Source organism: Actinomadura graeca (assembly GCF_019175365.1).
Classification (GTDB): Bacteria; Actinomycetota; Actinomycetes; order Streptosporangiales; family Streptosporangiaceae; genus Spirillospora; species Spirillospora graeca.
On record NZ_CP059572.1, the window covers coordinates 4,344,344 to 4,362,800 of the forward strand.

The 18,457-nt window shown below is 70.4% G+C and carries 19 protein-coding genes and 1 riboswitch; of the genes, 11 read left to right on the forward strand and 8 right to left on the reverse strand.

All coding sequences use genetic code 11. The annotated features are described in order from the left end of the window. Positions 1-390: 390 nt before the first annotated feature. From AGRA3207_RS19095 to AGRA3207_RS19135, 9 genes are all read left to right on the forward strand, one after another. On the forward strand, positions 391-1,659 hold the full coding sequence (locus tag AGRA3207_RS19095; RefSeq protein ID WP_231336079.1) for a glycosyltransferase family 2 protein: 1,269 nt from the start codon (positions 391-393) through the stop codon (positions 1,657-1,659). Between the two features lies 1 nt (position 1,660). After that, positions 1,661-3,889, forward strand: a complete 2,229-nt coding sequence (locus tag AGRA3207_RS19100; RefSeq protein WP_231336324.1) for a right-handed parallel beta-helix repeat-containing protein — start codon at positions 1,661-1,663, stop codon at positions 3,887-3,889. Position 3,890: 1 nt separating this feature from the next. Next, complete coding sequence (locus tag AGRA3207_RS19105; protein ID WP_231336080.1) at positions 3,891-5,804, forward strand: right-handed parallel beta-helix repeat-containing protein; 1,914 nt, start codon at positions 3,891-3,893, stop codon at positions 5,802-5,804. Between the two features lie 22 nt (positions 5,805-5,826). Further along, positions 5,827-6,978 carry a right-handed parallel beta-helix repeat-containing protein gene (locus AGRA3207_RS19110; protein WP_231336081.1) on the forward strand — a complete coding sequence of 384 codons (1,152 nt, stop codon included), beginning with the start codon at positions 5,827-5,829 and terminating at the stop codon, positions 6,976-6,978. A 50-nt stretch (positions 6,979-7,028) separates the two neighbouring features. Continuing rightward, the gene (locus AGRA3207_RS19115; protein ID WP_231336082.1) at positions 7,029-8,363 is read left to right on the forward strand and encodes a UDP-glucose dehydrogenase family protein; all 1,335 of its coding nucleotides are present in this window, start codon (positions 7,029-7,031) and stop codon (positions 8,361-8,363) included. A gap of 127 nt (positions 8,364-8,490) precedes the next feature. Next, positions 8,491-8,556: riboswitch (guanidine-III (ykkC-III) riboswitch) on the forward strand. Positions 8,557-8,591: 35 nt separating this feature from the next. Further along, the gene (locus tag AGRA3207_RS19120; RefSeq protein WP_231336083.1) at positions 8,592-8,918 is read left to right on the forward strand and encodes a DMT family transporter; all 327 of its coding nucleotides are present in this window, start codon (positions 8,592-8,594) and stop codon (positions 8,916-8,918) included. A gap of 116 nt (positions 8,919-9,034) precedes the next feature. Then, positions 9,035-9,820, forward strand: a complete 786-nt coding sequence (locus tag AGRA3207_RS19125) for a sporulation protein (RefSeq protein ID WP_231336084.1) — start codon at positions 9,035-9,037, stop codon at positions 9,818-9,820. A 78-nt stretch (positions 9,821-9,898) separates the two neighbouring features. Then, positions 9,899-11,341 carry a translocation/assembly module TamB domain-containing protein gene (locus AGRA3207_RS19130; protein ID WP_231336085.1) on the forward strand — a complete coding sequence of 481 codons (1,443 nt, stop codon included), beginning with the start codon at positions 9,899-9,901 and terminating at the stop codon, positions 11,339-11,341. 65 nt (positions 11,342-11,406) lie between these two features. Further along, positions 11,407-12,153 (forward strand): SDR family oxidoreductase, encoded by a 747-nt coding sequence (locus tag AGRA3207_RS19135; RefSeq protein ID WP_231336086.1) that lies wholly within the window; start codon positions 11,407-11,409, stop codon positions 12,151-12,153. Here the strand turns inward: AGRA3207_RS19135 and AGRA3207_RS19140 are convergent. Together AGRA3207_RS19140 and AGRA3207_RS19145 are read right to left on the reverse strand one after the other, a co-directional pair. Next, a complete protein-coding gene (locus tag AGRA3207_RS19140; protein WP_231336087.1) occupies positions 12,140-12,742 on the reverse strand; it encodes a rhomboid family intramembrane serine protease in 603 nt (200 codons plus the stop codon). The genes AGRA3207_RS19135 and AGRA3207_RS19140 overlap by 14 nt on opposite strands. 69 nt (positions 12,743-12,811) lie before the next feature. After that, positions 12,812-13,141: a WhiB family transcriptional regulator gene (locus AGRA3207_RS19145; RefSeq protein ID WP_231336088.1), complete on the reverse strand. Its 330-nt coding sequence runs from the start codon at positions 13,139-13,141 to the stop codon at positions 12,812-12,814. A 145-nt stretch (positions 13,142-13,286) separates the two neighbouring features. Here AGRA3207_RS19145 and AGRA3207_RS19150 point away from each other — a divergent pair, with 145 nt between their 5' ends. Continuing rightward, positions 13,287-13,736, forward strand: coding sequence for a GNAT family N-acetyltransferase (locus AGRA3207_RS19150; RefSeq protein WP_231336325.1), 450 nt, complete (start codon positions 13,287-13,289; stop codon positions 13,734-13,736). A 298-nt stretch (positions 13,737-14,034) separates the two neighbouring features. Here AGRA3207_RS19150 and AGRA3207_RS19155 read toward each other — a convergent pair whose 3' ends face one another. The 4 genes from AGRA3207_RS19155 to AGRA3207_RS19170 all read right to left on the reverse strand — a co-directional run bounded on the left by AGRA3207_RS19155 (position 14,035) and on the right by AGRA3207_RS19170 (position 15,348). After that, complete coding sequence (locus tag AGRA3207_RS19155) at positions 14,035-14,424, reverse strand: hypothetical protein (protein ID WP_231336089.1); 390 nt, start codon at positions 14,422-14,424, stop codon at positions 14,035-14,037. Positions 14,425-14,487: 63 nt separating this feature from the next. Next, positions 14,488-14,826: a hypothetical protein gene (locus AGRA3207_RS19160; RefSeq protein ID WP_231336090.1), complete on the reverse strand. Its 339-nt coding sequence runs from the start codon at positions 14,824-14,826 to the stop codon at positions 14,488-14,490. Then, positions 14,816-15,055: a hypothetical protein gene (locus tag AGRA3207_RS19165; protein WP_231336091.1), complete on the reverse strand. Its 240-nt coding sequence runs from the start codon at positions 15,053-15,055 to the stop codon at positions 14,816-14,818. Before AGRA3207_RS19165 ends, AGRA3207_RS19160 begins: the two co-directional genes overlap by 11 nt. After that, the gene (locus tag AGRA3207_RS19170; protein WP_231336092.1) at positions 15,052-15,348 is read right to left on the reverse strand and encodes a hypothetical protein; all 297 of its coding nucleotides are present in this window, start codon (positions 15,346-15,348) and stop codon (positions 15,052-15,054) included. The genes AGRA3207_RS19165 and AGRA3207_RS19170 overlap by 4 nt, the downstream gene beginning before the upstream one ends. Positions 15,349-15,485: 137 nt before the next feature. Here AGRA3207_RS19170 and AGRA3207_RS19175 point away from each other — a divergent pair, with 137 nt between their 5' ends. Beyond that, complete coding sequence (locus AGRA3207_RS19175; protein WP_231336093.1) at positions 15,486-16,778, forward strand: helix-turn-helix domain-containing protein; 1,293 nt, start codon at positions 15,486-15,488, stop codon at positions 16,776-16,778. Positions 16,779-17,050: 272 nt separating this feature from the next. Here AGRA3207_RS19175 and AGRA3207_RS19180 read toward each other — a convergent pair whose 3' ends face one another. Continuing rightward, entirely contained in the window at positions 17,051-17,746 is a 696-nt protein-coding gene (locus AGRA3207_RS19180) for an HAD family hydrolase (RefSeq protein WP_231336094.1), read from the reverse strand. A gap of 64 nt (positions 17,747-17,810) precedes the next feature. Further along, positions 17,811-18,245, reverse strand: a complete 435-nt coding sequence (locus AGRA3207_RS19185) for a BP74-related protein (RefSeq protein ID WP_231336095.1) — start codon at positions 18,243-18,245, stop codon at positions 17,811-17,813. Between the last annotated feature and the right edge of the window lie 212 nt (positions 18,246-18,457).

Consider the following 18,457-nt stretch of genomic DNA (forward strand, 5'->3'; position numbering starts at 1 on the left):
CGACCCGCCCGCCGGTTCCCTGAGGTGACACAATTCACAGCCGATGACCCCCTCCTCTACTTGTCGGTAACAGAAACCAGACAAGTAGCTACAGAGCACTCTTTTAGCTATATACAGGGCACTCAACTACCTGTTGGGTGTTTCGGAAAGATGTCCTCGGCCCGTCCACGAGATGGCGGAGGCATGGGTTCCCTCGCATTTAGCGCCATTCGCTTGACACGACTCCAAGGTGACCGATAAAGCACCCCACCCCGTCTGACCTGGTGATCGTGTATGGCCAGATCTGGCAAAAGTGGATCGACCACCCCAAGAGGTCCCTCTAACTAGAGATGGCGCGGGGGCGCTCGGGACTGCTGTCCCCTCCCGTGACCACACGGGAGGGGAGGACGAGTGTCATCTGTCACGGGATGGCTGAGCGACGCCTGGGAGACGGTCGCGGGGGCGACCGCCGGAGGCGACTGGCGGAAGTTCGTTCCGCTGGGCTTCGCGGGACTGCTGGTGTGGGGGCTCTGGCTCTACCGCGTCGTGCTGTCCCGCTTGGACCGGCCTGTGGTCAACAACTTCCGGACGACGGTGTCGGTCGTGGTGCCGTCGTACCGTGAGGACCCCGAGATCCTGATCCGGTGCCTGGACAGCTGGCTCTCGCAGGACCCGAGCGAGGTCATCATCGTGATCGACGTCAAGGACGTCGAGGGGCACCGCAGGCTCGCCGAGGTCGAGGACCCGCGGCTGCACGTGCTGATCTACGAGCACTCCGGCAAGCGCTCCGCGCTCGGCGTCGGCATCCGCGCGGCGCGGGGCGAGATCGTGGTGTTCGCCGACTCCGACACCTGGTGGCAGCCCGGGCTGCTCGACGCGGTGCAGATGCCATTCGAGGACCCGCAGGTCGGCGGGGTCGGCACGCAGCAGAACGTCTACCAGCGCACGACGAGCGTGTGGCGGCGGATCGCCGACTGGCTGGTCAACCTGCGCTACTACGACTACGTCCCGGCGATGGGCTCCAAGGGCGGCGTCGCGTGCCTGTCCGGACGCACCGCCGCGTACCGCCGCTCGGTCATCCAGCCGGTGGTGGAGAACCTGGAGAACGAGTTCTTCCTCGGGCGCCGCTGCATCGCCGGCGACGACGGGCGGCTCACCTGGCTGACCCTGTCGCAGGGGTACAAGACCGTGCACCAGTCGTCGGCGCGCGCGATCTCGATGTTCCCCGACTCGTTCCGCGCCTTCTTCAAGCAGCGGATCCGCTGGAGCCGCAACTCCTACCGCTGCTACCTCACGGCCTTGTGGAAGGGCTGGCTGTGGAAGACGCCGTTCGTCACGAAGGTCACCGTCCTGCAGATCCTGCTGACGCCGGTCACCATGGGCGTGACGCTCGGCTACCTGATCTTCAGCCGGATCCTGGACAACCTGACCCCCCTCGGCATCTCGCTCGCGATCGGATGGGTGCTGTTCGGACGCGGCGTGCGCGGTTACTCGCACCTCAGGCGCCACCCCGGCGAGATCCTGCTGCTGCCGCTGACCGCGCTGGTCATCATGATGATCTCGTTGCCGATCAAGCTGTACGCGTTCGTGACGATGAACAAACAGGGCTGGCTGACCCGCTCGTCCGACCAGGTCGGCGGCGCCGGGCAGAGCGCCAGTTCGCTCCAGGGGGTTGGCTGAGGTGATCGGCACGGCACTCCGTCCCAGGGCGCTGCGCGCGGCGGGACGCGGGACGGTCTGCGCCGGTCTCGCGGCCGGCTTCGGGCTCGTCCCGGCCGCGCTGCCGGCGGCCGCGGCGCCGACGCCACCAAGGCCGGCGCGCGCGCACGCGGGACCCCAGGACGACGCGACGCAGCAGGCGGCGCTCGTCGACCGGGAGGACCAGCGGATCATGCAGACGCGGTCGGTGCTGGCCGCGATCCTGCAGATCGGCGGGCGGGCCACCGCGCAGTGGAAGCGGCCGCAGATCTTCGGCTCCAGCCAGGGCAAGACGCTCGTGCTGCCCGCGGTGAACAGCGGCAAGCCGTACACCATCAACGACCTGCGCCGGTACGGGGGCCGCTACTTCCAGCGGCTGCCGGACGGCTCGTTCCTGCTCGGCGCGCACGTGTTCGTCGCGGACGGCGCGGGCCTGCTGCTGTCCAACCCGTCCGGCGGGCCGCTCGTGATCCGGATGGGCAGCATGCCGGGCGCGTTCAGCTCGATCGTCAGCTTCGGCGGCAACATCAGGATCGAGGGCAACCGCCGGTACCCGGTGCAGATCACGAGCTGGGACCCGCGGACGCGGGGGCCGGACACGCAGGTCTCCGACGGGCGCGCCTACCTGCGGGCGGTCGGCGGCGAGTTCCGGATGAAGTACGCCCACGTGTCCCGGCTCGGGTTCTGGAGCGGGCGGACGGGCGGCATCGCGCTCACCGGCACCGACCGCCCGGCCAGCGCCGCCAAGCACCTGAACAAGGAGCAGCGGCACGCCAACAAGCAGCGGCGGCTGGAGCAACAGCAGCAGGGCGGCTCGGGCGGCGGCCCCGGCGACATCGAGACCGAGAAGCCCGGCGGCACCGCCACCCACGTCCCGGCGGCCGACCTGGTCACCGGGTCGATCGACCACAGCACGATCAGCGGCGACGCGTTCGGGCTGTTCGTGTCCGGCTCCAACCAGACGCAGGTGACCAGCAACCGGATCGAGAACAGCCTGGTGCACGGCGTGGTCATGCACCGGTTCGCCAAGAACGCCACCATCTCCGACACGACGGTGACGGGCAGCCGCGGCGACGGGTTCGTGCTGTCCAGGGCGACGGAGAAGGTCCGGGTCACCGGCTGCACGTCCGAGCGGAACGGCCATAACGGCTTCACCGTCAACGGGCAGGCACTGGCCGACGGCCCGTCCGCGTCCGGCGAGTCGCTGGAGAGCTTCGGCGACAGCTCGATCAACAACAGCCTGGCCAGGAACAACGGCCACTACGGCATCGAGCTGCTCGGCGGCGACAAGCTGTCGGTGCAGAACAGCAGGGTCATCGGCGGGGACATGGGCATCGTGGTCCGCTCCGCCGCCACGCAGGTGCAGATCTCCGGGAACCGGCTGTCCGGGCAGGTCCGCCAGGGCATCTCGCTGCGTGACGGGGTGAAGGGCGCGAGCCTCGCCGGCAACACCGTCGACGGCCCGCGCACCGGCATCTACCTGCGCAACTCGTCCGGGACGCTCGTCGGGAACGTCATCAAGGGCGCGTCCGCGCACGGCATCACGCTGATCGGCGGCTCGGGCGGCTCGGAGATCCGCGACAACAGCCTGAGCGGCTCCGGGACGAGCGCGGTGAGCACGTCCCGCGCCCACGGCCGGGTCACCAAGGCCGACAACGACACCGACGGATGGCACGACACGGCGTCGCTGTGGATGAAGGCGCAGCGGTACATGACGCCGCTGAACGTCATCTGGGCGTGCGTCTTCGCGCTGGTCATCATCACGATGCTGCGCGCCCGCGGGGACGGCAGGCGCTTCGGGCGGACGGGCGTCCACCCGTACACCCTCCAGCGGCCGCTGGAGGAGCGCCCGGTCTGGCGGCTGCCGCGCCGCGGGGGCCCCGGCCCCCGGCAGGGCCGTCCGGCGCCCGCCTCCGGTACCCCTGGTACCGCCGGTGCCCCTGGCATGCCCGGCACGCACGGCGGTCCTGGCACGCACGGCGGACCCGGAGCGCCTGGAGCACCGGGCGCAGGCGGCCCCGGTCCGGGTCCCGGCCCAGGTCAGGGCCCAGGTCAGGGCCCAGGTCAGGGCCCCGGCCCCGGCGCGGGTCCCGGAGGGGTACCGCCGCTGACGCCCGCGATGGCGGGCGCGACGACGGGCGAGCTGCCCGCGCAGCCGCCGCACCCGACGCCGCGGCACGGGCTCCCGCAGCCGGAACGGAGGGGCGTCTGACATGAGCGGACCCGAAGAGCCCGGCGGCCCCCGGCACGGCGCGGCACCCCCGCCGAAGAAGCGGCGGCGCCGCAAGGTCGTGACGACCGTGCTGGTGCTCGGCCTCGTCGGCGGCGGCACCTACGGCTACCGCCTCTACACCGGCCAGAACTCCGGCATGCCGGACGTCAACGACGTGTCCGCGGAGTCGGCCAAGCAGCAGGCCACGCTCGTCGACCAGGAGGACACGCGGATCATGCAGATCCGCGCCAAGCAGGAGTCCGACCTCGCGGGCGGCGGCGCGGAGGCCGCGGCGGCGCGCGTGCCGCGGCTGCTCACGTCCGCGAACGGGCGGACGCTGATGCTCCCGCAGCGGCGCCAGCCCTACTACATCGCGGAGCTGGCCAAGCTGGCCGGGCAGGACTTCCAGAAGCAGAACGACGGCTCCTACCTGCTCGGCGTCAACGTGATGGTCGCCGCCGGCGGGAAGCTGATCCTGCAGAGCTCCACCGGCCCGCTGACGATCCGGATGCGCAGCGTCCCCGGCGCCTTCACCTCGATCGTCAGCGCCGGGGGGATGGTCCGGGTCAACGGCTCGGCGCAGAACCCCGTCCGCTTCACGAGCTGGAACGACGACACGCACCGGCCCGACACTCAGGTGACCGACGGACGCGCCTACATCCGCGCGATCGGCGGCGAGTTCACCATGAAGTACACGCAGGTCTCCGACCTCGGGTTCTGGAGCGGGCGGACCGGCGGCGTCGCGCTGACCGGCTCCGACCGTCCCGACTCGGCCGCGGAGCCGACCGGCGTGCCCGCCCCGCCCCGCGCGGTGCGGCTGCCGAACGGCACCTACGAGCCGACCCGCGGCAACCGGGAGGAGGTCGAGGTCTCCCCCGCGGGCGGCGGCGGACGGGGCGCCTCGTTCTTCGTGCCCGCCGCGAACCTGGTGAGCGGGACGATCGACCACTCCACGTTCACCGGCGACGCGTACGGTCTGTTCGTGACCGCGTCCAACCAGACACAGCTCACGAACAACACGATCCGGAACAGCCTCGTGCACGGGGTGATCCTGCACCGGTTCGCGAAGAACGCCGTGATCGAGAACACGACGGTCGCCGGGAGCCGCGGCGACGGGTTCGTCCTGTCGCGCGGCACCGAGGGCGTCCGGGTGGCGAACTGCACGTCCGAGGAGAACGGCGGCAACGGCTTCACCCTGAACGGGCAGCCGCTCGCCGAGGGCCCGTCCGCGTCCGGCGAGGCCGTCACCGCGTTCGGCGGCAACCTGATCAGCAGCAGCGTCGCCCGCGGCAACCGCCGGTACGGGGTCGAGATGCTGGGCGGCGACAACGTCGCCGTCCAGAACAGCCGCATCATCGGCGGCGACATGGGGATCGTCGCGCGCGGCGGCGCGACGCGCGTGCAGATCTCCGGCAACCAGGTGAAGGGCCCTGAGCGGCAGGGCATCGTGCTGCGCGACGGCGTCCGCGGCGGCACCGTGTCCGGGAACGTGGTCGTCGGCGCGAAGACGGCGCTGTACGTCCGGGACGCGGGCAGCACCATCACCGGCAACACGGTGCAGTCGGCGCGCCGGCACGGGATCACCCTGCGCGGCGACGTCTCCGGCACCCGCATCACGGGCAACACCATCGGCGGCGCCGGGACGAGCGTCATGGACGTCGACCGCGCCACCGGCACATACGCCGCGACCGGTAACAACACCAAGGGATGGCACAAGACCGCGGGTTTCTGGACATGGGTCAAGCGGATCTTCAAGCCCATGAACCTGATCTGGGCGGGCGTGTTCCTGCTCGTCGCCATCTCGATGTTCCGCTCGCGCGGCTCCGCATTGCGCATCGGCCGCCGCGGCGCCCACCCGTACGAGCGGCAGACCAAGCTGGAGGAGCGTCCGGTCCAGCTGCTCCGCCGCGTCTGAGGTCTGTGAGGGAGTCCGGCACATGACGGTGAAGATCGATATCAAGTTCGTCCTGGGGCTGCTGGTCGGCGCGGTCGTCGTCGGCGCCCTGGTGATCCTGTTCACCGGGAAGGACGACGGTGACTCGAAGCGGACCTCGGGCGAGGGGACCGTCGGCCCGGCGAAGGGCGGCGACGAGGGAGGCAAGGTGGACGAGGGCGACGGCGGCGAGGGCGACGGCGGCACGCCGGAGAGCGCGTCGAAGGGCCCGGCCCTGGCCCTGCCCGTCCCGGGCGGCGCCGGCAAGATCACCTGCCCGCGTCCGACGAAGACCGTGAGCGACGCGCGCGGCCTGGAGCGGGCCCTGGCGGAGGCGCGGCCCGGCGACGTCATCAAGATGGAGGCGGGCCGGTACACGGGCAAGTTCGTCGCCACCGCGTCCGGCACGCAGGACAAGCCCATCTTCCTGTGCGGCGGCGAGGACGCGGTCATCGACGGCGGCGGGATCAAGAAGGGCTACGCGTTCCACCTGAACAAGGCGAACTACTGGCGGCTCATCGGGTTCTCCGTCCAGAACAGCCAGAAGGGCGTGATGGGGGACACCACGAACGGGTCCGTCATCCAGGGCCTCACCGTCCACGACATCGGTGACGAGGCCATCCACCTGCGCAACTTCTCCACCGGCAACACCGTCCAGTACAACAAGATCTACAACACGGGGCTGCGGCGCGAGAAGTTCGGCGAGGGCGTCTACCTCGGCACCGCCGAGTCGAACTGGGGCGACGTCACCGGCGGGAAGATGGACAAGAGCGATCACAACGTCGTCCGCGGCAACGTGATCCGCGCGACCGCCGAGGCGATCGACATCAAGGAGGGGACGACCGGGGGCAAGATCCTCGGCAACGTCTTCGACGGCTCCCGGACGGGCGGCGACAAGCACAACGACTCGTGGGTGGACGTCAAGGGCAACGGCTACCTGATCGAGGGCAACAAGGGCACCAAGACGCCCCTGGACGGCTTCCAGACCCACGAGATCGTCGACGGCTGGGGGCGCGGCAACATCTTCCGCGGCAACGTCATCGACCTCGCGGGCGGCCGCGGCGTCGGCATCAACGACACCGTCGGCGGCAACACGATCGACTGCGGCAACAAGGTCCAGGGCGGCCGGTTGACGAAGAAGGGCTCGTGCTCCTGAGGCCACGGGAGCGTCCGTCACCAACTGACATGAAACTAGGAGAAGCGCGAATGAACGCGACGGAGTCCCCGCGGCTCACCGTCATCGGCACCGGCTACCTCGGTGCCACGCACGCCATCTGCATGGCCGTGCTCGGGTTCGAGGTCGTCGGCGTGGACGTCGACCAGCGCAAGATCGACAGGCTGGCCTCGGGGGAGGTCCCGTTCTTCGAGCCGGGGCTGCCGGAGCTGCTCAGCAAGGCGCTGGAGTCGGGACGGCTGCGCTTCACGACGTCGTTCGAGGAGGCCGGCAAGTTCGGCGACGTGCACTTCGTGTGCGTCGGCACGCCGCAGCAGCCCGGCTCGGACGCCGCCGACCTCACCTACGTGGACGCCGCGGTCCGCGCCCTGGCCCCGCACCTGGACCGCCGCGCCCTCGTCGTCGGCAAGTCCACGGTCCCGGTCGGCACCGCCGCGCGGCTCACCGGCGTCCTGCACGAGCTCGCCCCCGCCGGCACGGAGGTGGAGCTCGCCTGGAACCCCGAGTTCCTCCGCGAGGGCTTCGCCGTGGACGACACGATGCGCCCGGACCGGCTCGTGTTCGGCGTCGCCTCCGACTGGGCGGACGAGCGGCTGCGCGCCGCGTTCAAGCCCGTCCTGGACCTCGGCACCCCCGTCGTGCGCACCGACCTCGCCACCGCCGAGCTGGTGAAGGTCGCGGCGAACTCGTTCCTCGCCACCAAGATCAGCTACATCAACGCGATGGCGGAGGTCTGCGAGGCCGTCGGCGCCGACATCAAGGACCTCGCCGACTCCCTCGCGCTCGACGACCGCATCGGCGGCAAGTTCCTGCGGCCCGGCCTCGGCTTCGGCGGCGGCTGCCTCCCGAAGGACATCCGCGCGTTCGCGCACCGCGCCGAGGAGATCGGCGTCGGGCAGGCCGTGTCGTTCCTGCGCGAGGTGGACGACATCAACCGCCGCCGCCGCGCCCGCACCGTGGACCTCGTCCGCGAGCTGCTCGGCGGCCAGATCTCCGGCAAGCGGATCGCGGCGTGGGGCGCGGCGTTCAAGCCGAACTCCGACGACATCCGTGACGCGCCCGCGCTGGACGTCGCGCGCACGATGCACGGTCTCGGCGGCCACGTGCGCGTCTTCGACCCCGCCGCCCTCGACAACGCCCGCCGCGCCTACCCCGAGCTGCGGTACGGCGAGAGCGCGCTGGACGCCGCCGAGGACGCCGACGTCGTCGTCCTGCTGACCGAGTGGTCGGACTTCCGGGAGATCGAGCCGGACGCGCTGGCCCGGGTCGTCCGCCACAAGCGCATCGTCGACGGCCGGCACGCCCTCGACGCCGTCCGGTGGCGCGAAGCGGGCTGGGAGTACCGCGCCCTCGGCCGGTCCCTGTGATCCGCCCCCGCTGATCCGCCCCCGTCGCCCCACGCCCGTCCAGCGGGCTTGGACGAAGTTTGGGTGTTCCCGCCGGTGACTTCCGTCATCGGCGGGAACACCGGCTTTGGCGGGGGCGTTGTCGCTTGTGAGGGCCCTTGGCGGGTTCTCCCGGACGAGGTGCGCCGTACCCGGCAGGCGAAGACGACGCGTCGACCGTTGCCGTCTCGTCGTCCGGGAGCACCACCCATGGCTTGGATCCTCGTCATCGTCGCCGGCCTGTTCGAGGTCGCGATGGCCCTGTGCCTGAAGGGCAGCAAGGGCTTCACCGAACTCCTCCCGTCACTCGGCTTCCTCGTGTTCGCCGTCACCAGCTTCGGCCTGCTCAACCTCGCGCTGAAGACCCTGGAGGTCGGCACCGCCTACGCCGTGTGGGTCGGCATCGGCGCCGTCGGGACGGCCGTGCTCGGCATGCTGGTGATGGGCGACGACGTCTCCGCCGTCAAGATCGGCGCGCTGTCACTGATCATCGCCGGGGTCGTCGGGCTCAATCTCGCCGGGGGCGGCGGCCACTGACCGCTCGGAATCTACCGAATCGCAGGTCACAACACCTTTCGGGAACGTACCCTCCCCTAGGGGCGTCTATGGGACGAGAGCGCCCAGGGGGATGCTCGAACAGGGAGGGACACACCTTGGTCTTCAAGAAGCTGCGTCAGGCGATGGGTATCGGCGGCCCCTCGATCGAGACCGTGCTGCACGACCCGAACACCACGCCCGGCGCCGTCGTCACGGGCGAGATCACCATCGTCGGCGGCCAGTTCAACTCCGACATCAAGGCCGTCAACCTGGCGCTGCGCACGCGGGTCGAGGTCGAGTCGGGCGACAACGAGTACACCTCGAACCTGGAGTACTCCAAGATGCCCGTCGCGGGGAACTTCCAGCTGGCGGAGGGCGCGCGGCACAGCGTCCCGTTCCAGTTCCCGATCCCATGGGAGGCGCCCCTCACCCACATGTACGGGCAGCCCCTGCACGGCACCACTGTCGGCCTCGCGACCGAGCTGGAGGTCGCCGGGGCGCTCGACCCGGGCGACCTGGACCCGATCGCCGTCCACCCGCTGCCCGCGCAGGAGCGCATCCTCGCCGCGTTCTCCAACCTCGGCTTCCGGTTCCGCAACGCCGACTGCGAGAAGGGCCGCATCTGGGGCGTGCATCAGGAGCTGCCGTTCTACCAGGAGATCGAGTTCATGCCTCCGCCGCAGTTCTCGCGGGGCATCAACCAGCTCGAAGTGACGTTCGTCTCCTACCCGCAGGCGATGGAGGTCGTGCTGGAGCTCGACAAGCGCGGCGGGCTGCTGTCCGAGGGCCACGACGCGTTCAGCCGCTTCACCGTCGACTACGCGTCCGTCGGCAGCGTCGACTGGGAGCAGCAGCTCGGCGGCTTCCTCCAGGACGCCGGGCGGCGCAGGGGCTTCTTCTAGGCGGTTCCGGCCCGGGCCCACCTTGATCGCGAAGGTGGTCTGCCCGTAGAAAGGGTGCCCGTGGCCCACCCCCCGGGAATGAACGACGCCGAACGACGCCTGTGGGCGGCGTTCCCCTCCGGCGGGACGGTCGTCCTCGGCGACGACCGTCCCGCCGGTCCGCTGCCGGACCGGATCGTCCGCGCCGAGATCATCACCCGGCTGCTGCTGGGCGCGGGCGAGTCCCGTCCCGGGTCGGTCGCGTCCGTGCGGCTGCGCGGCGCCTACGTCGTCGGGCGGTTCGACCTGTCGGGCGGGACGGTCGAGCACGAGCTGCGCCTGGAAAGGTGCAGGATCGTCGAGAAGCCCGACTTCTCCAACGCGCAGACGAGGCAGCTCCGCTTCTCCGAATGCCGGATGCCGGGATTCGACGGCGGCGGGCTGCGCGCGGACGGCTACGTCAGCCTGTCCGGGTCGATCGTCGAGGGCGAGATCTGGCTGCCCCGCGCGCAGATCAGCGGCGGCCTGCGGATGAACAAGATGGAGATCACCGCGAGCGCGCCGGAGAAGTGGGCCCTGTTCAGCGGCGGGCTCGTCGTGGACGTCGGCGCGTTCGTGCAGAACTCACGGATCACCGGCGGCGTCCGGCTCGTCGGCGCCCGGATGAACGGCGGCCTGTTCATGCAGGGCACCACCCTGGAGAACCCCGGCCGCCTCGCCCTGGACGCGCAGAACATGGTCGTCGAGGACGCCGCCGAGTTCAGCGGCGGCTTCACCGCCCGCGGCACCGTGCGGCTGCGCAGCGCCCGCGTCAACGGCATCCTGTCGTTCTCCACGAGCGTCCTCGACTCCTGCGACCCCGGGCGGATGGCGCTGCACGCCAGCCACATCCAGGCCGACGAGCTGCTCCTGTGGCCCGCGGAGAAGATCAGGGGCCGGGTGTCGCTGTCCTACTCGCGCATCGACCTCATCATGGACAGCCCGGAGATCTGGCCGGACGAGCTGTACCTCAACGGCCTCACCTACGAGACGCTGCGCTCCAAGGGCACGTACAAGGACCGGCTGAGCTGGGTGTCCCGCGACCCCGAGTTCCACCTCCAGCCCTACGAGCAGCTCGCGGCCTGGTATCACAGCGTCGGCTCGGACGATCTGGCCCGCAAGGTGCAGCTAGCGAAGCTGCGCGCGCGCCGCCGGCGGCTGAACCCGGTCGGGCGCTGCTGGAACCACGTCCTCGACTGGACGGTCGGCTACGGCTACCGGCCGTGGCTGGCGTTCGCGTGGTTCGGCGCGCTGCTCGCCGCCGGCACCACCGTCTTCTCCCTCGACCCCCCGAAGCCGATCAAGCAGCCGGACGAGCGTCCCGAGTTCCACGCGCTCGTCTACAGCCTCGACCTGCTGATCCCCCTGGACACTTTCGGTCAGCAGCAGGCGTTCGACGCGACGGGCTGGTCCCGCTGGGCGGCGTACGTCCTGGTCGCGACCGGATGGGTGCTGGCCACCGCCCTGATCGCCGGAGTCACCCGCGTGCTGCGCCCGAACTGATCCGGGTTCCCCCGCGTCCCACCCGAGTGGGCGGACGGTCCGAAGATCCAGGAGAATGGGGCTCCATGGGCACGTATCTCATCACGGGGGCGACCGGCGGCATCGGCGCCGCGGTCGCGCGGCTGCTGCGCGAGCGCGGCCACGACCTGATCCTCACCGGCCGCTCAGCGGGCCGCCTGGACGAGCTGGCCAAGGAGCTGAGGACCGGCGCGCACGCCGCGACCCAGCTCATCGACACGACGGCCCCCACGGGCCCCGCCTCCACCCGGTCCATCCGGACGATCCAGCTCGACCTGTCCGAGCCGCGCCGCATCGAGGCCGCCCTCGCCATGGACGGGCTCCCCACGCGCCTGGACGGCCTCGTCCACGCCGCCGGCGTCGTCCACCTGTCCCCGGTCGCGGAGCTGGAGGCCGACGAGTGGATCGCCCACCTGTCGGTCAACCTCGTCTCGGCCGCGGAGATGACGCGACTGCTCCTGCCCGCCCTCCGCGCCGCGAAGGGGCACGTCGTCTTCGTCAACTCGACGGCCGGGCTGCGCGCGAACCCCGAATGGTCGGCCTACGCCGCGAGCAAGTTCGGCCTCCGCGCCCTGGCCGACTCCCTCCGCCACGAGGAGCGGTCCCTGCGCGTCACCACCGTCTACCCTGGCCGCACGGCCACGGAGATGCAGCGCAGCGTCCGCGCCCAGGAGGGCCACCCCTACGCCGAGGACGACTTCGCGGCGCCCGCGACGGTGGCCCGCGTCCTGGTGGGGGCCCTGGAGACGCCCCGGGACGCGGTCGTCTCGGACGTCACCGTCAGGCCGCACTAGTGTCACGGCGCAGGAACCAGGCGCCCAGAACCCCGCCGATCAGCCCGAACAGGTGCCCCTGCCACGAGATGGCCGGGTCGCTCGGGATCACGCCGAACAGCATCGTCCCGTACACAGCGACCACGGCGACCGCGATGGCGATGTCGGCGAGCCGCCGTTCGAAGAGCCCCCGCCCGACGAGGTAGCCGAAGAACCCGAAGATCAGGATGCTGGACCCGAGCGTGTTGGCCGAGCTGGTGAACCACACCCCGAGCCCCCCGACCACGATGACGATCAGGGTCGACGCGAGGAACTTCGCGATGCCCCGGACCGCCGCGAGGAACCCCAGGACGAGGAAGGGCAGCGTGTTGGCCGTCAGGTGCGCCAGCCCCGCGTGCATGAACGGGGCGGTGAAGACGTCGGGAAGGTCGGCCACGTCCCGCGGCTGTATGCCGAACTGGTCGAGCCGCTGGTCGTTCGCGTAGACGTCGAACAGCTCAAGCACCCACATGGCCGCGGCCACGCCGCCGACGAGGAGGGCCGCGGCCAGCGCCCGCGCGCCCGTTTCGAGGAGTCCTTCGGAGCGTCGCCTGTCAGGGGGATAGCTCATGTACGCCACCGTAGATCCGGATGACCCTGCCGTCACCAGCCCAACGCTCACACCACCCCGAAGGTGCCCCTAGGCGGCGGAGGCGTGCTCGGACTCCGACGCGTCCCCCCGGACCACGATCACCGGCAGCCGCTTGCGCGCGGGCGCCTCGGCCGTCCGGCGCAGGTAGCGGCGCTCCTCCGGCGTCGTCCCGCCCCAGATGCCGTCGGGCTCCCCCACCTTCAGCGCCCACGACAGGCAGTCCGATACGACCGGACAGTTGGCGCAGATCGCCTTGGCGGCCTCCTCCTGCGCCTGGAGGACGGGCACGGAGTACCCGATCGGGAAGAACAGATCAGGATCAGCGCCCCGGCAGATGGCGTGGTCGCTCCAGTGTTCCTCGTTCTCTTCGTTGTGCATGGCTTCTCCCTGCGGCGGCGGCCACGACAGTCCACGGGGTGGCCGTCCACCCAACGTAGTACTACAAGGCGTAGTACTACAAGTCATAGCGATTTATGCACGGTAGTGCCCGGATAACCTGTGAGATGTGCAGCGTGATCAAGAAGTGACCTTCCGCGAGGCGACGGCGGACGATCTGCCCCAGATCGTCCGGCTACTCGCCGACGATCCCCTCGGATCGGCCCGCGAAACACCGGGCGAAGCGGCCTACTTCACCGCCTTCACCGCCATCGCCGACGACCCGAACAACACCCTGGTCGTCGCCGAGGTCGCCGGAAAGATCGCGGGAACGCTCCAACTGACGTTCATCCCCGGCCTCACCTACACCGGCCGCGAACGCGCCCAGATCGAAGGCGTCCGCGTCGCCGCCGAACACCGCGGCCACGGCGTCGGCCAGGCCCTCATCACCTGGGCCATCACCCAGGCCCGGGCCCGAGGCTGCCGTGTGGTGCAACTCACCACCGACCGCCAGCGCCCCGACGCGATCCGCTTCTACCAAAAGATCGGCTTCCGCCCCTCCCACATGGGCATGAAATACCACCTCACGGACACCTAGCCGGCCCGCGGAGCGCACGGGTCTTCGCCCCCTCCGCATCGCCTCAGCGCCTTCCACAAGCGGGCGGCACCGAAGCGCGCGCCCCCTCGCCTCACCTCCCCGCGCAGCATCACAACCCGGGCGTGCGGTTCGATCCGAGTCCCGATCTCTCCGACCGCCCTGGCCAGGTCGTGGCAGGGGGCGATCGGATCACCGGTCGAGCCCGTGAACCAGGGGACTCCGCCCACACCCACCTTGACCTGGACGCTCTCCCCGACCGACGGAAGGCCGGACGACAGCACATGTAACCGCGCCGGGGTCAGGTCGTATCGAGGACGCGACGACCACCCTTCGGTGGCCAGGACGCGCGCGAGCAGGTCCAGATGGCACGCCGGGTCAACGCCCGTCCCCCAAGCGGGTCGGACGCACTTCCCGGATCCGGGCCCGGATCCGGGATATCGGCATCGACGGCGGCCTCTGCGTCCAGCGCCTCGCGGACGAGAGGCCCGCGCGTGGCCCACCAGCGACCTGTATCCGTGGTGTAGATGATCGACCAGGCGGGGAACTCCTCACGGAGACCGGCCTTGGTGTGCTCGATGTCTTCGGAATACGCGTTCAAGATGCCCGCTTCCTGCTCGGGGAGAGTCGTTCGAAGGTCGATTTCAGTCACCGGCGCCGCGGGAGCCTTGGCGGCCGGGCCATTGCGCATACCACCCCGCAGCCGTGGCTCCACCCACGATCACGGCACTGGGAGAGGCGACGCCGCTCCGGCTCACCATCCGGCCGGCCCCGGGTAGACAGGTGCGCCAATCGCCCATGCGATCTGGACGGCCGCCCGCTCAGCGTCGGCGGCAAGCATGCCGCCCCTGTCGGGCCCGGACGTCCACACAAAGGTCCCGGCGCCGCCATCCCACGCGATTCGCCGCAGCGAACGGTCCCGGTAGCTCACATGCAGCCGCAACCCGAGGACACCGAATCCCCCGAGCTTAGGGACGCTGTACTCCTCCAGCACCCGGGCGCGCGCCACCGCGACCTGCGGCGCCCTCCGCCGGACCGCGGCGTACAGCGCGTCCACCGGCCCGAACGGCTCCACTCGCAGCTCACCCGCCATCGGGCGCCTCCATGGTGAGCTGTTCGGCGACCCACAGGGCGGGACGGTCGATCTCGTCGGGCGGCTCGAACGTCTTGGCCTTGCCATCCAAGGTGCGGGCCCGCCACGTCCCATTGCCCAGGGACACGATCGTGGCCCGCGGGTCCCGCGTGTCAGGATCCAGCAGCAGGTAGACGTCGGCGCCACCCGTGAGGACGTAGCCCTCGACACACGTCTCCTCGCCGCTCACGGCGCCGGGGCCAGGTACCCGGCGATGATGACCGCCGCGTCAGTGACGTGCTCGGCCTCGGCGATGGGCTCCCCGGAAGCGTCGAAGAACCACATCCGGTCCTGGTCGGCGACCCGCGGCTTGCACGTGACCATCTGCCTCGCTCCCGCGGGGTCATCGGCACGGGTCACGATCACGGCCAGCGGACTGGCCTGCAACTCCGTGACGAAGCGGCGCCCCTGCAAGGCGCACATTAGCTCGTACAGCCTCGGATAAGCGTGCCGATGCTCGGTCCCGTCGAAGGTGCCAGCCATACCCGTCTCCCGACGCAAAGAGTGTTGTCGTTCCGTCACTCTCAGTGAACCTGTGGCGGGCGCCACAACGACAGAGGGATGATTGGGGACGGCCGGGGATCGGACCCCCGCCGATCCGGCGCCGGAAGGTGCATCTCATGACCCCCGACAAAAAGGCCATCGGCGCACGCCTGCGAGAGATACGCGAGGCCCCGCCGTACTGGTCACGTTCCGAACTCGCGCGGCTCCTGCGCGCCGCCGCCGACCCACGCGACCGACCAGGACTGCCGCACGTCGGCCCCCTCACCGAGATGATCAAACACTGGGAGACAGGAAAACGGACGCCATCACGCCGCTACCGCGCCCTCTACGCACGCGTCACCGGACTCACCCAAGCCGAACTGTTCGGAGTCCCGATCTCCCAAGCGCCCGCTCTACCGGCTGCCGACAGCGCATCGCCGAACGACTACGCCGCTTTGGTCCGGGACACGAACCGGCACCTGATCGTGCTCGACAGCCGCTTTGGCGGGACGAGCGTCGCTGCCTTGGCCGTCCAGGCGTTCACCTCCGCCAAGACTGCGCTGGCCACAGGTCGTCACGATGCCGATGAGCGTGATCTCCTAGCCGCCGCAGGCGAGACCGGTGAAATCGCGGCATGGACGTTGTACGACGCGAACCGGCTGGCGGAATCACGCGCCACCGCCCATGAGGCGATGTTGTTGTCCCGGCTGGCCGGCGACCGGTCCATGGAGCTGTTCGAGCTGTCGCATCTCGCGCTGATCGACGTCAAACAGCGGCACGGCCGCGAGGCCCTTCGCATCGCGGAGCACGCCATCGAGGACGTCACCCTCGCCCCGCGCGTCAAGGCGCTGTTCAACATCCGCGCAGCCCGCTCCCTCGCACAGGCGGGCGACCGCGCTCGTTCCCTGGACCGGCTGGAGCGCGTGGCCAGCGTCCTTCAGGACTCCATGCATTCCCGTGACCCCGCGTGGTCCTGGTGGCTGGACGCCTCCGAGCTGGCCGTTCAACGCGGCTTGGTCTACGCCGAGCTCGGCGACCACAAGGCGGCGATGCCCTATTTCGACGAGGCCGCCCATGGACGCCTGCGCCAAGACCCGTACAGCCCACGCAGTCAGGCCGGGCCGGTGACCGCGCACGGTCAGCAGTGGGGACGAGCCGCGTACAACGACCTTGTCCACCTGTTCGTCGCATTGACGAAGGCAAGCGCTTGGATGGACGCCGAGGCGGTGGCCACAACGGTCACCGACTTCACACGCGAGGTCGTGTCCGCCCAGACCGAAGTGACACTCCACGTCGCCGTGCGGACCGTTCTGCGCCCGCGAGGTGGATCGGACAGACCGTCCTCGACACTGGCTGACCTCGCCAAGGAGATCGCGGAGGCTCGGGGGTGGAGCATCGGCGGCGCTGGCGTAGATCCATGGGCAGGATGAGAGTACCGGCTTGACTGGCAGGAGGTGCGTGGCGACATGTCCGCCGCGAAGGTGATCGTCGGTGCCCGCCTGCGGGCCGTGCGAGAGGCCCCGCCCTACTGGTCTCGCTCGGAGATGGCACGACGCCTGCGCGCCGCCGCCGACCCACGCGAACGAGACGACTTACTCGTCTCTCTTTCGCTGGACGGTGCTCGCGTTCCCGACGGTCTGGGTGGGGAGATCGCGGCCCGGTAGTCCCGGCAGGGGGCAGTCGTCAGCGACCTCCACCAGCGTCAGGTATGTGGGAGGAGGGCTTGGAGGGCTGCCCGGGTGTCGGTGAGGTCGGGGAGGACCACCTCGGCGCCGGAGAGTCTCAGGTCGGCGGCGGACGTGGCGCCGGTGGCGACGGCCACGACGCGGGCGCCGCCCTCGTGGCCTGCGCGGACGTCGTGCGGGGTGTCGCCGATGAGAACGGTGGCGGCCGCGTCGAACTCCTCGCCGTACTTGTGCGCGGCGCGCTGCTGGGCGAGCTTGACGAGGGGCGGGCGTTCGGTGCCGTCCAGCCCGTAGGCGCCGGCGTCGAAGTCGACGAGGGTGGCCAGGTCCAGCGCCGCCAGCTTGCACTCGGCGATCGGGCGCATGTTGCCGGTCAGGACGGACTGGACCACGTCCGGACGGTCCGCCAGCACCTCCAGGAGGGCGCGGGCGCCCGGCAGGACGCGGCCCCGGGTCGTGATCTCCGCCTGGCGGGCGGTGAACGCGTCGGCCAGCGCCCCCGTGAAGGACTCCATGATGCGGGGCGTGGGGTCGACGCCGTGGTGCCGGAGGGTGTCGGCGGTGATGGCGAGGTCGGTGCGGCCCGCCATGGGGGCGACCAGGTCGGGCGGGCGGCCGATGAGGCGGGTGAACACGGCCGCGTAGATCTCGGCGCTCACGCCGCCGGCGTTGATGAGCGTGTGGTCGATGTCCCAGAGGACGAGGGTGCGCACGGGGGCATGGTAGGCCGGACGCGGCGGCGCGCCGCGGGCCTCCCGCCCGCGGCGCGCCTGGGCGTCAGCCGCGTCCGGGGGTGACCTCGCGGATCACCTTCGAGGACCAGGGGCACCAGACGAGGCCGGGCAGGAACGCCCCGCCGGCCTCGTCCAGGTGCTCCTCGACGTAGCTGGTCGTGGCGTCGCAGACCTCGATCGCCACCTGGAAGAAGTCGATGGTGTCCGGATTGAGGTGGAAGCTCCATCCGGGGTTGTAGGGCGCGGGGGTCTTGAGGATGCGGCCGACGACGTGGACCCGTTCCTTCTCGGTGCCGTTGACGATGCCGCGGGCGTGCTCGATCTTCGCGGGGTCGGTGAGCTTGATGACGGACCGGTCCTGGTAGGTGGTGACCTCGAAGTAGGCGGCCGCCTCTTCGGCGTGTGCGGCGGGGGACAGGGTGAGGGCGAGGGCGGCGGAGGCCGTCACGGCACCGAGCTTCGACGCGAAACTTCGCATGGGTGCTCCCAGATGCGGAGGGGATTTGACGTGACTCAAAGTAAAGAAGTGAACACTGTAAGTCTGCATCCGGGTGGAGCACGTTGGCCTTACTGCGCGGTCATGTGAGAGTGGGCTTGCCGCGGGACGGGGTTTTCCGGTGGGACGAGAGCCCGCCAGGAGCCGCCATGAGCGTTTCTGTATCTGTTCACCTAGGCGTGGAATGCTGGCCA